The sequence below is a fragment of the Staphylococcus sp. GDY8P126P genome (genome assembly GCF_017891965.1).
Lineage (GTDB): Bacteria > Bacillota > Bacilli > Staphylococcales > Staphylococcaceae > Staphylococcus > Staphylococcus saprophyticus.
In genome coordinates, this window is the sequence record NZ_JAESKG010000003.1 from 199,179 (window position 1) to 212,920 (window position 13,742).

At 34.6% G+C, this 13,742-nt stretch carries 15 protein-coding genes; 6 read left to right on the forward strand and 9 right to left on the reverse strand.

Annotated features, from left to right (window positions below; all coding sequences use genetic code 11):
• Nucleotides 1-12 precede the first annotated feature (12 nt).
• Nucleotides 13-396, reverse strand: coding sequence for a VOC family protein (locus KA893_RS06265; RefSeq protein WP_002482231.1), 384 nt, complete (start codon nucleotides 394-396; stop codon nucleotides 13-15).
• A 450-nt stretch (nucleotides 397-846) separates the two neighbouring features.
• On the opposite strand from KA893_RS06265, the gene KA893_RS06270 reads away from it, so the two are divergent.
• Nucleotides 847-2,274: an APC family permease gene (locus KA893_RS06270; RefSeq protein ID WP_069821627.1), complete on the forward strand. Its 1,428-nt coding sequence runs from the start codon at nucleotides 847-849 to the stop codon at nucleotides 2,272-2,274.
• Between the two features lie 139 nt (nucleotides 2,275-2,413).
• Here the strand turns inward: KA893_RS06270 and KA893_RS06275 are convergent, their stop codons facing one another.
• From KA893_RS06275 to yut, 8 genes are all read right to left on the reverse strand, one after another.
• Nucleotides 2,414-2,827: a MarR family winged helix-turn-helix transcriptional regulator gene (locus KA893_RS06275; protein WP_002482229.1), complete on the reverse strand. Its 414-nt coding sequence runs from the start codon at nucleotides 2,825-2,827 to the stop codon at nucleotides 2,414-2,416.
• Nucleotides 2,828-3,128: 301 nt separating this feature from the next.
• On the reverse strand, nucleotides 3,129-4,040 hold the full coding sequence (locus tag KA893_RS06280) for an ABC transporter substrate-binding protein (protein ID WP_037537566.1): 912 nt from the start codon (nucleotides 4,038-4,040) through the stop codon (nucleotides 3,129-3,131).
• A gap of 176 nt (nucleotides 4,041-4,216) precedes the next feature.
• Nucleotides 4,217-4,906, reverse strand: a complete 690-nt coding sequence (locus KA893_RS06285; RefSeq protein WP_210125634.1) for an ABC transporter ATP-binding protein — start codon at nucleotides 4,904-4,906, stop codon at nucleotides 4,217-4,219.
• Nucleotides 4,899-5,678, reverse strand: a complete 780-nt coding sequence (locus KA893_RS06290) for an ATP-binding cassette domain-containing protein (protein ID WP_194375839.1) — start codon at nucleotides 5,676-5,678, stop codon at nucleotides 4,899-4,901. Before KA893_RS06290 ends, KA893_RS06285 begins: the two co-directional genes overlap by 8 nt.
• Nucleotides 5,671-6,492 carry a nickel transporter permease gene (gene nikC, locus KA893_RS06295; protein ID WP_069821628.1) on the reverse strand — a complete coding sequence of 274 codons (822 nt, stop codon included), beginning with the start codon at nucleotides 6,490-6,492 and terminating at the stop codon, nucleotides 5,671-5,673. The genes KA893_RS06290 and nikC overlap by 8 nt, the downstream gene beginning before the upstream one ends.
• Complete coding sequence (gene nikB / locus KA893_RS06300) at nucleotides 6,489-7,466, reverse strand: nickel ABC transporter permease (protein WP_370490318.1); 978 nt, start codon at nucleotides 7,464-7,466, stop codon at nucleotides 6,489-6,491. Before nikB ends, nikC begins: the two co-directional genes overlap by 4 nt.
• A complete protein-coding gene (gene nikA, locus KA893_RS06305) occupies nucleotides 7,466-8,944 on the reverse strand; it encodes a nickel ABC transporter substrate-binding protein (protein ID WP_002482222.1) in 1,479 nt (492 codons plus the stop codon). Before nikA ends, nikB begins: the two co-directional genes overlap by 1 nt.
• Nucleotides 8,945-9,035: 91 nt before the next feature.
• Entirely contained in the window at nucleotides 9,036-9,938 is a 903-nt protein-coding gene (gene yut, locus KA893_RS06310; RefSeq protein ID WP_002482221.1) for an urea transporter, read from the reverse strand.
• Nucleotides 9,939-10,153: 215 nt separating this feature from the next.
• Between yut and KA893_RS06315 the strand changes: the two genes are divergently transcribed.
• Genes KA893_RS06315 through KA893_RS06335 form a run of 5 tightly spaced genes read left to right on the forward strand, consistent with a single transcriptional unit; the run spans nucleotide 10,154 to nucleotide 13,742 of the window.
• The gene (locus tag KA893_RS06315) at nucleotides 10,154-10,456 is read left to right on the forward strand and encodes an urease subunit gamma (protein ID WP_011302251.1); all 303 of its coding nucleotides are present in this window, start codon (nucleotides 10,154-10,156) and stop codon (nucleotides 10,454-10,456) included.
• Nucleotides 10,457-10,471: 15 nt separating this feature from the next.
• On the forward strand, nucleotides 10,472-10,876 hold the full coding sequence (locus KA893_RS06320; RefSeq protein ID WP_002482219.1) for an urease subunit beta: 405 nt from the start codon (nucleotides 10,472-10,474) through the stop codon (nucleotides 10,874-10,876).
• A gap of 5 nt (nucleotides 10,877-10,881) precedes the next feature.
• Nucleotides 10,882-12,597: an urease subunit alpha gene (gene ureC, locus KA893_RS06325; RefSeq protein WP_002482218.1), complete on the forward strand. Its 1,716-nt coding sequence runs from the start codon at nucleotides 10,882-10,884 to the stop codon at nucleotides 12,595-12,597.
• A 10-nt stretch (nucleotides 12,598-12,607) separates the two neighbouring features.
• The gene (gene ureE / locus KA893_RS06330) at nucleotides 12,608-13,060 is read left to right on the forward strand and encodes an urease accessory protein UreE (RefSeq protein WP_002482217.1); all 453 of its coding nucleotides are present in this window, start codon (nucleotides 12,608-12,610) and stop codon (nucleotides 13,058-13,060) included.
• A complete protein-coding gene (locus KA893_RS06335; RefSeq protein ID WP_011302248.1) occupies nucleotides 13,053-13,742 on the forward strand; it encodes an urease accessory protein UreF in 690 nt (229 codons plus the stop codon). The genes ureE and KA893_RS06335 overlap by 8 nt, the downstream gene beginning before the upstream one ends.

Genomic DNA, 13,742 nt, shown 5'->3' on the forward strand with positions numbered 1-13,742 from the left:
TTATAGTTTAAATTACATTGCGATAATATTAAATAAGTGTCCATCAATATCGCTAAATAGACCACCATAAAAGCCTTCATGTTTTGTACCACGTTGAAGTACTTTTCCACCTGCTGTTTCAACAAGATTTAATAAGTCATCTACCTCTGCTGCCTCTTTTACAGAAACTGAAACCAATGCTTCATGTCTACCTATATCAGATTGTTGCGCCACTTTTTCAAATTGACCTTGCTCAATTAACATAATGATTTTATGATCTGCTGTTTCAATACCTCTCATTTTGTCTAAAACAGCTTCATTCTTTTTAATCGTAAACCCAATATTTTCAAAGAAAGTCGCACTCGCTTTTAAATCTTTTACTGGTAAATTAAGCCATGATGATTGTATATTCATCATAAATCCCCCCTATTTCATTCAATCTCAAATTTAATATTAGCTTACCATTTGCACTTGAATAAAACTATAAATCACTGTTTTTAATATAAATAAAAATACATCCTTTAAGTTAAGACCATGTGCCTAACTTTCGGGATGTATAAATTATTTTTCATCAGAGCATTCTATTATAATGAGGCTAAATAAAAATACTTTTTGAAAATATTAATGCGCTGCTAAAAGTATGTGTTAATTAGCTTTATTATCACTTTTCTAAAAATTTCTAGGTAATTATCTACTGGTATTAAACACTGCTTAACAAAGGTTCACATAAAAGTGGTATTTTGTGTATATTTACACATATTTTTATAATATTTTTCTGAATATTTAGATATATATGTGCTATGATATACATTATCATAAATTAGTTATTAAGTTTTACGATATAGTATTCATTGGGAGAGGTTCATTATGAAAGGTTTTTTTAATAAGATTTTAAAAAGAGAAGATCCTTCCGTCTATCAAGTGAAGGATGCACATTTAAATAGAACATTACGTGTAAAAGATTTCCTTGCTTTAGGTGTTGGTACCATTGTTTCAACTTCTATTTTTACATTACCAGGTGTAGTCGCAGCACAGCATACTGGGCCAGCAGTTGCACTTTCGTTCTTATTAGCTGCAGTTGTAGCGGGTCTCGTATCTTTTGCTTATGCTGAAATGTCATCGGCAATGCCGTTTGCTGGTTCAGCATATTCTTGGATTAATGTCGTATTTGGGGAGGTATTCGGTTGGGTTGCCGGTTGGGCATTGTTAGCTGAATACTTTATAGCCGTCGCCTTTGTTGCCTCTGGTTTTTCGGCAAATTTACGTGGTCTCGTCTCACCATTAGGGATTGAATTACCCAAATCATTATCCAATACATTAGGGACAGATGGAGGCATCATTGATATCGTTGCCGCTGTGGTCATTTTACTTACTGCTTGTCTCTTGTCATATGGTGTTTCGGCAGCAGCACGTATTGAAAATATACTCGTTGTAATTAAAGTTTTAGCTGTTTTACTATTTATCGTAGTAGGTTTAACCGCTATTGATTTAAGCAATTATGTACCATTTATACCTGAACATAAAGTAACTGAAACAGGTTCCTTTGGTGGTTGGCAAGGTATTTATGCAGGTGTATCAATGATATTCTTAGCATATATTGGTTTTGATTCAATTGCAGCAAATTCGGCTGAAGCAATTAATCCACAAAAAACAATGCCTCGCGGTATCTTAGGGTCATTAGCAATAGCTGTCATTCTATTTGTCGCAGTATCACTTGTCCTTGTAGGTATGTTTACTTATTCAGCTTATGCTGATAATGCTGAACCTGTTGGTTGGGCCTTAAGACAAAGTGGTTTTGGTGTTGTGGCAGCTATTGTGCAAGCAATTTCTGTTATTGGTATGTTCACAGCCCTTATTGGAATGATGTTAGCTGGCTCACGTCTATTATATTCCTTTGGTCGTGATGGTTTATTACCTTCTTGGTTAGGTAAACTAAACAAGAAAAATTTACCTAATCGTTCATTAATTATTTTAACCATGATTGCAGTTATCATTGGCTCTATGTTCCCATTCGCCTTCCTTGCGCAGTTAATTTCTGCAGGAACCTTGGTCGCATTTATGTTTGTTTCCATTGGCATTTTTGGGTTACGCCCAAGAGAAGGAAAAGATATTCCGATGCCAGCTTTTAAAATGCCATTCTACCCTGTTATGCCAATCATCACGTTTGTCAGTGTCGTTGTTGTATTCTGGGGCTTAGGTGCTGAAGCAAAATTATACACACTCATCTGGTTTATTATTGGGTTGCTCATTTACCTTCTATATGGTGTGAAGCATTCTAAAAAACGTCAATCTTAATAATACGAATAAAAAGGGCTAAAACATGCATACGTGTTTTAGCCCTTTTATTTATAAAACACTCGTTTTATCATTCAACCAAATATTTATACTGCTGTTTATTTATCAACACAGCTATCGTTATAGCTTACATACACCATTAATCTATACTATCTATTTGAGAAAGCTTACGAATATTAGAAAAGCTCACTTTTGAGATCAGACTTTCATACGTGTTCAAAGCTTTTTCAGTAATGTCCTGCCCTTCCTCAGTTAAATAAATATACATCGCCCGGTGATCTTCAAGACATTCTTGTCTCACTACTAATGCTTTCGTTGGCTTTTCTATTCTTACAATTAAACGTGACATTGCACTTTGGCTTAAATCTACAATTTTAATCAAATCATTAATTTTATATTTTTTCCCTTTAGCTTTGTAAATCTCATACAACACATAAAACTCTTTTAAACTCAAATTGTATTCTTGCTTCAATTTTTTCTCAATCATCGTATCGATATAGTTTACATATTTCGTGAGCTGTACCCAATTATCAATTTTCTGTTGTTTTTTCATCGTATCCTCCCAAAGATATAAGCATCGTTTTAATACAATGTGATTTTATTTATGTAAATGATAACATTTATTTAATTAATTCTATAAATACATTTTTTGTCTTAATATAGGATGTCACCTTATAATGTTTAGCTCAAAAACTATGACATATGCATCTTTCTTTATCATCTTAGCGCTGTTACCAAAATAATGACCATTGATACACATTGACATACTCAATCAAATAGAAAAACTGCCGCAAAGTTTAACAACTTTGGCGACAGTTTTAAGTTTACTTCACTAACTAATTTGTTTTAAATGACTAATGATTTAATAATTTTTCTTTTAAGTCTTTACGTTCATAGTCTAATGAATATGGATCATTTAACCAGTAGATACCTTCATCCACTTTAAATGTTTTACCATTTTTAACCGCTTCTGTATTTTTCCAAATATCTTTATTTTCGAATGATAAATCTGCACCTTTGGCAACTGGTGTAACAACATAATCTCCTGACATTTCAGGAATTTGTTCTTCAGATATATCAGCTAAATCATTTTTCTTAGTCGCTTTTTCTACTTTTTCAGGCATTTTCAAACCAAATGAATCATATAGAATTTCACTACCGTGACCATATGTTTTACCTAATGCATAGATTTTTTTGTCGAAATCTTTAATGATAGATACAGTTGTATCTTCACCGATGGCATCTTTAATTTCATTACCATCATCTTTTGTTTTTTCTTCCCAGTCTTTAATCCAATCTTCTGCTTTATCTTCTTTACCTACGATTTTACCTAACTCTTTATGCTGTTCTTTATAATCATGTTTCATATAATCAAAAGCAATAGTTGGTGCAACTTTATTTAATTTTTTCAAATTCTTGTCAGTGTTGTATGTAATAATCAAATCTGGTTTAAGTTTCGCTACACTTTCAACATTTTCAGCATCTACTTTATCAACATCTTTAAATTTGTCTTTTAACACTTTACTATCATCTACAATGTTTGCGACACCCACGATATTTGCATCAAGTTCTTTCAATCCACCTGCATATGTTGCACCTAACACTACGATACGTTTAGGGTCTTTAGGTATCTTTACTTTTTTACCTGAATCTTGTGTATACGTCTTTTCTTCTTTATCCTTTTTCGAAGCGTCATCACTTGAATTATTGCCACACGCCGCTAGTATTAACATCAGTGCTAGCAACGGAAATATTAATTTTTTCATTTATCTTTCCCCTTTTCTCATCTTATTCTCAATTATACATTATTATATATTAATCTCAATCATATATCACGCATTATTTTTGAAATTTAAATATATTTTATTATCGAAATTTAAATATATTTTATTATCGAAATTTAAATATATTTTATTATCGAAATTTAAAAAAATACTACTTTCTAATAAATAGAAAGTAGTGTTTTAGTATATTCATGACGCGTAACATTAAATAAATCTTTAGTTTCAAAATCATCTACAATTTCACCATTTTTCATTACAATGAATCGATTAACAATTTGATTTAGAAACGCAAGATCATGTGATATTAATATCATGCTTTTATGTGTTGTTTTATAATAATGCCTTAATATATCAATCATACGTTGTTCTGCAATGACATCTAAGCTTGCTGTAATTTCGTCACAAATAAGTATGTCAGGTTCTAACATTAATGTACGTATCGTATTAAAACGCTGCAATTGGCCACCACTTAACTCTTCAGGCAATCGATCCATCAATTTTGTATCTAATTGCATATAGACCATTAAATCAGACAAGCGTTGCGCCGCCTTTTGTGATTCCCCTCTACGTTGATACTTTATTGGCTCTTCCATAGATTTTCTAATTTTAAATTTAGGATTAAAGCTATCTACAGCATGTTGAAATATTGGTAAAACGCGTTCCTTATGCGTGATAACTTCACCATGTGTTGGTTGAAGTAATCCGAGCATTATTTTTGCTAGTGTCGTTTTACCAGAACCACTTTCACCAACGATTCCGACAATCTCGTCGGCTTGTATGGATAATTGAATCTTTTTTAAAATAGCTTCATGTTTATAGCTAAAGCTAACGTCTGTTAAATTAAGCATGGTAATCCCCTTTCTTTAATCGACTACGGGAATTAAATAATTTTAAACTATACGGTTTAACATCATTATTTTTAAAAGCATCAATATGATTGGACTCTACCATTTCACCATTTTTAATGACATGAATCCAGTCACTAAAATCTAATACATGCGATAGATTATGTGTTATTAACAGCAAAGTCACTTTGTGTACTTCAGCCAAATGTTTAATCAAATTCATAATACTCACGCCTGTAACAGCATCTAATGAAGCTATTGGTTCATCGGCAATAATGACCTTAGGATTGAGCATTAATACGCTAGCAATTTGAACTCGAGCTAATTGCCCTCCAGAAAGACTGAAACGGTACTTTGACATCATTTGAGAAGGATTTAATTCGACCCATGATAGTGCTTGTTCCACAATTTTTTGCGCACCTTTTTTATCTGTATTGTAATGTTGTTTATATATAGAAATCAATTGTTTCCCAAGTTTCGTATGATCGTTAAAGCTGTGTGTATAGTTTTGAGAAATAAAACCAATTTCTTTACCTAAAAGATTGTGCATATCAGACATCTCACTATGTTCATAAGTCATGCAATCGTATTGCATATCTAGTGTGTTCGGTATCTGTTGGACCATTGCTCTAGCTGTTAAACTTTTGCCAGAACCACTCTCACCAATTAAGACATTCACTTTACTTTTTTTAAGACCTAAATCCACGTGTTGAATCAGCTTATTACCAAAACGATCTGCTATAGATAAATTTGTTATTTCTAGTATATTAGTCATTCACATCACGTTGTCCTTTCAAGAACCTGTCTCTCAGCGCGTCGCCTGCTAAGTTAAATAATAAAATCGTAACAGTAATTAAACAGGCTGGCACAATAATCAGTAACGGGTAGGAACTAATATAATCTCTGCCTGCATTAAGCATCGCGCCCCATTCAGGAGATGGTGGTTGTGCACCTAATCCTAAAAATGAAAGTGAAGAAATATATAATATAATTTTCCCAAAATCTACAGTCATTAATACAATAATAGATGGCATCACTTGCGGTATAAAATGTTTAAAAATAATGACATGTGTCGGTACATGAAATAATCTTGCCATCTGTATATATGGTTTATTGATTTCACTACTAACTACTGACCGCGTTAATCTTGTATAGGTCATCCACTTGATAATTGTAATCGCAATGACAAGGTTCCAAATACTCGGTTTGAAAAAACTAGCTAATGCAATCATTAATACAAACTCAGGAATGCTTAACCCAATATCAATCAAGCGCATAATGAACGTATCTACGATACCTTTCTTATAACCAGCAAGCAGACCTAATGGCACACCAATGATAACTGTAATAAACAGCGTAATTAAACTTATGATTAATGTATATCTAGCACCGATAATCACTCTTGAAAATAAATCACGTCCGTAATCATCCGTACCTAACCAATGTGTTAAATTTGGCGTTTCCAAACTACTGCCTAAATTGACTTCGTATGCACTATGAGACGATACAAAAAACTGTGCAATGATAAGTACAACAAAATAAACCGCAAATGCATAAAATATCATATTTCGTCGGTTAATCTGCTTCATAATGACTCACCATCCTGACGTTTCATGCGTTCAATATCCGTTGGCTTGTTATATCGTCGCTTGGGATCAATCCATAATAACAGTAAATCACTCATTGTATTTGCTAATACAACAAAGAAACCAATCATGATAACAGCACCTTGAACAACAGGGTAATCACGTGCTCGAATACTATCTACAAGAAAATGACCAATCCCTGGTATACCAAATAAATTTTCTATCACAACAGTACCACCGATTAGACTGCCCACAGACATACCTAACACCGTAATGATTGGAATAATTGCTGGTTTAAATAAATCTTGCCATAATATATAACGTTCAGACATCCCTCTTAATCTTGCTGCTTCCACTTCTTTTGATTGGTAGAGTTCGACTAAATTTGAACGCATTAACCTTACGTAATATGCACTCATACCAACGCTTAATGCAATGACTGGTAATATATAGCCTGCCATTGTATCAAGACCAGAGGACGGGAGTAGATTCCACTTTTGCGCAAACACATAAATCAATATCGTACCCAAGAAGAAGGACGGTATACTTACTGTAAAAGATGTCACACTTCTTATTAAACTGTCTAACCATGTATGATAGTACTTTGCTGCAATCATGCCTAATGGTATGGCTACGACAAACACGACAACTATTGTCATCACTGCGATAAATAATGTTGGCGGTGTATAGTAAATTAATTCTTTGATAACGGGTTCACCTGTTTGATAACTGGTCCCAAAATTTAATTGGATAATTTGCCCGAGCCATTGCACATACTGAATGATTACGGGTTGGTCTAGCCCCAGTTTTGCTTTAGTCGCTTCTATTTGATCACTAGAAACATTTGCTACATCCAAATGTAATATTTTATCTATAGGATCTCCTGGCGTAAGTTTCATTAAAATAAAAGTAATAGTAGAAAGGACAAACAATACAATGATCATTTGTCCAATTCTAGAAAGTATATTTTTTAATATCATTTCGCTTTATCAACCTTATAATCAATGAGATAAATGCCTTCAGGCGTTGCTTTTAAGTTTTTAACTTTTTTATTCATACCGACAATATTATCCATATAAGTAAGATAACTATTGGCTTTATCTTTATCTGTAATATCGATAATTTCATTAGTTAGTCGATTACGTTCAGTTTTATCAACTGTTTTATTGAATTGATCAATCAGTTTGGTTACTTTCGCATTGTCATATCCACCTGCATTGATTGCACCCTCAGGCTTATACGCTTGATTAAAGAAATAACCCGTATCACCTCTAGGAATCGTTCCAAAGCTATACATTGATGCATCCCATTGGCTCTTGTCTTTAAGATAACCCTCAATATCATCTACGTTACGAATCGTAATATCAATATTTGCTTTTTTAGCATCTGATTGAAGTACTTGAGCCATTTTTGGAAGCTCTGGACGTCCGTTATATGTTGATACCGTTAGTTTTAAAGGATGTGCTTTCGTGTAGCCTTGTGCTGCCATTATCTTTTTAGCTTCATCAATATCTTGCTTTTGTACCTGTTGTTTATCAATAAACTCTAATTTTGTATTAAATGGCCCAGTGGCAGGTGTCGCATGATTCTTGGAGACATTTTTAGCAATGCTTTCTCTATCCACAACTTTGTCAAGGGCTTCACGCACCGGTTTCGTCATTTTTTTACTTGTGTGGTTATACATGATCAAGGACGTTCTAAATCCAGAAACTGAAGATGTTGTCGTTTTATCACCTTGATTTAATGTTTTTTCCTTTTCGACTGGCACATCTGTGATGACATCGGCTTTGCCTGAACTTAGATCACTTGAACGCGCATTACCATCTTCTTGATATGTAACATTTACATGGTCTAATTTTGGTTTACCTTGCCAATAATCCTTAAATTGATCTAGTTTAATATTTTGAGATTGTTTGTAATCTTTAATTTGGTATGGTCCCGTACCAACAGGCGCTTTCGTTACATCACTATCCGCTTTTGTATCGTAAATAGCCGAAAATGGACTAGCCAATTCAGATACTAATTCAGGATAAGCCTCTTTGGTAGTGATACTTACATTTTGGCCATCTACTTTAATTTCTTTAATTGGTAATGAGCCTTTAACGAGATCACTTTTTTTTATACTTTCCTCAAGACTCGCCTTTACAGCTTGGCCCGTTACTTTTTTACCATTTTGAAATTTAATGTCATCTTTTAATTTCAAATCTAATTGCGTTGGTGATTTCTGGTTATACGTATCTACTAAAAGTTTTTGTACTTTACCATTCGCACCTGCTTTAAATAGTGATTCTGCTGAGCCTATCTTAACAGGTACATCTGTTTCGTAAGGTGCTATAGAAGTTGTCTTTAGTGGCAATTCGACATTCAATGTTTTACCTTTTGATTCATTACCTGATCCACTGCAACCTGCCAACACAATCGCTGTTGTTGCTAATAGTGCGACCATTTTTTTCATTCATATTCCTTCTTTCTAATAAATTATTAATCACTTAGAAAATATACTTATGACTTTATCTTGCATAACATTCATTATTAATAACCTATGATTATATTTCTTGCGCTTTCATTTGATTACCCGCAAATAGCATTATCCACGTTGCGATAATAAACGGCAGTGTAAAGACAGGGAGTCCATAGGGTGTTAATAATGTCGTCATACCTGCATGGATGACCACAGTCAGCAATATACCTAAAACGATACTAATTGGTCGTTGTATTCTAGTTCGAAACGCTATGCCTAGCGCTAACACAGTGAGTATCACATTATAGCCGAATAAACCTTCATTAATTTGATCATGATTTGCACCTAATACAATCACTGCTAAAAATCCTATTAAATTGGCTACTATCGCATAAACACCCGCTTTTCTAGATGCTATAAAAATGCCGATTAATATTAACGTGCCCGCTAACACACTTTTCAATAAAAATATTTCACTAAATCCGGATAAAAAAGCATTGATAAATTGAATATGATGACCCGAAAATTGAATTTCCTGTATCGCATTGGGAAGAATATTTACATCAGCATTTACGAATTTAAATTGAAATGACATAAGTAAAATGAGCCAACTTACGAACACATAAGGCATCGTTAACATAGGTACACCAAAAGGTTTAAAGAACTCTCTAAATGCAGAACCGATTGGCATCGTAATGATGATTGCAACTAAAATAATAATTAAACTGTACCATTTTGGCACTAAAAATAATGTCAATGCAATTGCTGTTAATACTGGATTAAAACCTGATAATCCTGTATTGATTTCTTCTTCTGAATAATTAGTCCTTTTTGCTAGTAACAATGCAATGACGCTCGCTATGAGTGCCATCACACCCACCTTCCAGCTACCTATAAATAGCCCTAGCAAAATCAACAATCCCGTCCATGCATTATTTAGCAGTAGTACTTGTGAGATATTCTTCAATACAATTCGAATCGCATCCACATTGTCACCTGATTTCTATATATTCTGACTTAAACAATAATATATGAGAAATACAAAAAATTAAAGCAATATATATCATGATTTTATTTAAATATTTTTGAATTTTGTAAAATGTAATGGGTTATTCTTGTAGTTCTAAATTAATCGTCTTATTATTAAGGTGCACATATAATTTTTTATGTACACAATTCAATTTGTCGAAAGGTAGTGAGATTGTGCATTTTACACAACGTGAACAAGATAAACTGATGTTGGTCATCGCAGCAGATTTAGCTCGCAGACGTCAACAACGAGGTTTGAAATTAAATTATCCGGAAGCTGTAGCTATTATCAGTTTCGAGTTACTCGAAGGCGCTAGAGACGGAAAAACAGTTGCCGAACTCATGAGCTATGGTAAACAAATATTAAATGAAGATGACGTGATGGAAGGCGTTGCAGATATGTTAACTGAAATGGAAATCGAAGCAACGTTCCCAGATGGTACGAAACTCATTACTGTCCATCACCCAATCGTTTAGAGGAGGATTAAAATTATGAAACCTGGTGAAATTATAGTCAAACGTACAGAAATCGAAGTGAATCAAGGGCATAATGCAACAATCCTTAATGTTAAAAATACAGGCGATCGCCCTATCCAAGTTGGTTCACACTATCACTTTTTCGAAGCTAACCCAGCGTTACAATTCGATCATGAAAAAGCCTATGGCAAACGTCTAGATATACCAGCAGGCGCGGCTGTTCGTTTTGAACCTGGTGATGAAAAAGAAGTACAACTCGTAGAATACAGTGGTAAACGTAAAATCTACGGTTTTCATGGTGACGTAAATGGTTCCATCGATGAGTCACGTGTTTATAAACCGGAAGATGATGGTACTGCAACAGAAGTCATTGCAGAACAAGACAAAACGAGTAAAAATGCTAACAAAGGAAGAGGGTAAAAAGTATGAGCTTTAAAATGACGCAATCCCAATATACAAGTCTGTATGGACCCACTGTTGGTGATTCTGTAAGATTAGGCGATACAAACTTATTTGCTCGCGTAGAACGTGATTACGCTACATATGGAGATGAAGCTGCATTCGGCGGTGGTAAGTCTATCCGTGATGGTATGGCACAAAATCCAAATGTCACACGTGATGACAAGCAAGTTGCTGATTTAGTCATCACAAATGCGATGATTATTGATTACGATAAGATTGTCAAAGCCGACATCGGCGTTAAAAATGGCTATATCATGAAAATTGGTAAAGCTGGCAATCCAGATATTATGGATAACGTAGATATTATTATTGGTGCTACAACAGACATTATTTCTGCTGAAGGTAAAATCGTAACTGCGGGTGGCATAGATACACATGTCCATTTCATTAACCCTGAACAATCGCAAGTTGCATTAGAAAGTGGTATCACAACACATATCGGTGGCGGTACAGGCGCGTCTGAGGGTACGAAGGCGACAACTGTCACACCTGGACCATGGCACTTACATCGTATGTTACTCGCAGCAGAGTCATTACCGTTGAATATTGGCTTTACTGGTAAAGGGCAAGCTGTAAACCACACAGCTTTAGTCGAACAAATTCACGCTGGTGCAATCGGCTTAAAAGTACATGAAGACTGGGGTGCAACGCCTTCAGCACTTGATCATGCTTTACAAGTCGCAGATGACTATGACGTACAAATCGCGTTGCACGCAGATACGTTAAATGAAGCTGGTTTCATGGAAGAAACAATGGCTGCAGTAAAAGATCGCGTATTGCATATGTATCATACAGAAGGTGCTGGGGGTGGTCATGCGCCCGATTTAATTAAATCTGCTGCGTATGCTAACATTTTACCTTCTTCAACAAATCCGACGTTACCTTATACTGTAAATACAATCGATGAACATTTAGATATGGTTATGATTACCCACCATTTAAATGCATCTATCCCTGAAGATATTGCGTTTGCGGATTCACGTATTCGTAAAGAAACCATTGCAGCTGAAGATGTACTTCAAGATATGGGCGTATTTAGTATGGTAAGTTCTGATTCACAAGCAATGGGACGTGTCGGAGAAGTAATTACCCGTACTTGGCAAGTTGCTCACCGTATGAAAGAACAACGTGGATTATTAGATGGCGACAGTGAATACAATGACAATAATCGTATTAAACGCTATATAGCTAAATATACGATTAACCCAGCCATTACACATGGTATCTCTGACTATGTAGGTTCAATTGATGAAGGTAAATTAGCCGACATCATTCTTTGGGAACCAGCATTCTTTGGCGTTAAACCTGATGTCATCGTTAAAGGCGGTTTAATCAATGCTGCAATCAACGGTGATGCGAATGGCTCTATCCCTACTTCAGAACCTTTAAAATATCGTAAAATGTATGGTCAATTAGGTGGAAATCTCCAAAGTACATCGATGACTTTTGTTTCTACAACTGCTTATGAAAACGATATTGGTAAACTTTTAGGCTTAAAACGCAAATTAAGACCTGTGCACAATATCCGTAAATTAAGTAAAAAAGATATGAAAAACAATAATGCAACACCAGATTTAGACGTTGACCCACAAACATATGAAGTTTTTGTTGATGGAGAGAAAATTACAAGCGAACCTGCTACAGAATTACCATTAACACAACGCTATTTCTTATTCTAGGAGGTAAATCATGATTATCGAAGAAATTGTAGGTAATATCGCTAATCTTTCAGATAGTGAAAAAGGTAAACATATGGAAAAGGTATACCTAGAAAATTCAGATTTAGTAAAAAGAATTCAACGCGTTACAACAGATCATGGTAATGAAATAGGTATCCGTTTAAAACAGCCTATTGATTTACAATACGGCGATATATTATATAAAGATGATAAAAATATGATTGTTGTTGATGTAAATTCTGAAGATTTACTGGTAATCAAACCACGTACATTACAAGAAATGGGAGATATCGCTCATCAACTTGGTAACAGACATTTACCAGCACAATTCACAGAAACTGAAATGCTCGTTCAATATGACTACTTAGTGGAATCTTTATTAAAAGACCTAGGTATTCCTTATGAACATGAAGACCGCAAAGTTAACAAAGCATTCAGACACATAGGACATTCACATGATTGATCATGCACACCTACGCCTGTTTCAATTTTGCGATTCGCAATTCCCAACAGGCGCATTCAGTCATTCATTTGGACTTGAGACATATATCCAGCGTGATACTGTCCATGACGAAGAAAGTTTCCAACAATGGCTTGTGTTATTTTTAAATGAGCAATTAACATATGCAGATGGTTTAACAATGCGTTTAGTGTATGATGCCCTAAATGAAAATGATACAAAAGCAATATTGAAATTAGATCGTATTCTTTTTGTTCAAAACTTACCAAAAGAAACGAGACAAGGTTCAAAACAAATGGGAAATCGCATGGTTAAACTTGCGTCTGAATTATATGATAGCGATTGGATTAATTGGTATCATGCCCAAATGAAAGATAAAAAAGCATCCTTGCATCCTGCAATTTGCTTTACAATGCTTGGTCACCATCTCGGTGTCGATATCGAAACCATCATTGACTATTATCTATATCAAAATGTGTCCAGTCTCACTCAAAATGCCGTTCGTGCAATTCCATTAGGACAAACTGCCGGACAGCGTATTGTTCATAAGATGATTCCAATCATGAAAGAAACAAGAGACCATATCATGACAATTCCTGCGTCACAGCTCGGTATTACAGCACCAGGTTTGGAAATCAATCAAATGGAACATGAAAACGTAAATGTAAGAATTTTTATATCTTAG

What these genes read in the sequence shown, in the direction of transcription:
- KA893_RS06265 (WP_002482231.1), bottom strand. Translation starts at nt 396, where the DNA reads ATGATGAATATACAATCATCATGGCTTAATTTACCAGTAAAAGATTTA.
- KA893_RS06270 (WP_069821627.1), top strand. Translation starts at nt 847, where the DNA reads ATGAAAGGTTTTTTTAATAAGATTTTAAAAAGAGAAGATCCTTCCGTC.
- KA893_RS06275 (WP_002482229.1), bottom strand. Translation starts at nt 2,827, where the DNA reads ATGAAAAAACAACAGAAAATTGATAATTGGGTACAGCTCACGAAATAT.
- KA893_RS06280 (WP_037537566.1), bottom strand. Translation starts at nt 4,040, where the DNA reads ATGAAAAAATTAATATTTCCGTTGCTAGCACTGATGTTAATACTAGCG.
- KA893_RS06285 (WP_210125634.1), bottom strand. Translation starts at nt 4,906, where the DNA reads ATGCTTAATTTAACAGACGTTAGCTTTAGCTATAAACATGAAGCTATT.
- KA893_RS06290 (WP_194375839.1), bottom strand. Translation starts at nt 5,678, where the DNA reads ATGACTAATATACTAGAAATAACAAATTTATCTATAGCAGATCGTTTT.
- nikC (WP_069821628.1), bottom strand. Translation starts at nt 6,492, where the DNA reads ATGAAGCAGATTAACCGACGAAATATGATATTTTATGCATTTGCGGTT.
- nikA (WP_002482222.1), bottom strand. Translation starts at nt 8,944, where the DNA reads ATGAAAAAAATGGTCGCACTATTAGCAACAACAGCGATTGTGTTGGCA.
- KA893_RS06320 (WP_002482219.1), top strand. Translation starts at nt 10,472, where the DNA reads ATGAAACCTGGTGAAATTATAGTCAAACGTACAGAAATCGAAGTGAAT.
- ureC (WP_002482218.1), top strand. Translation starts at nt 10,882, where the DNA reads ATGAGCTTTAAAATGACGCAATCCCAATATACAAGTCTGTATGGACCC.
- ureE (WP_002482217.1), top strand. Translation starts at nt 12,608, where the DNA reads ATGATTATCGAAGAAATTGTAGGTAATATCGCTAATCTTTCAGATAGT.
- KA893_RS06335 (WP_011302248.1), top strand. Translation starts at nt 13,053, where the DNA reads ATGATTGATCATGCACACCTACGCCTGTTTCAATTTTGCGATTCGCAA.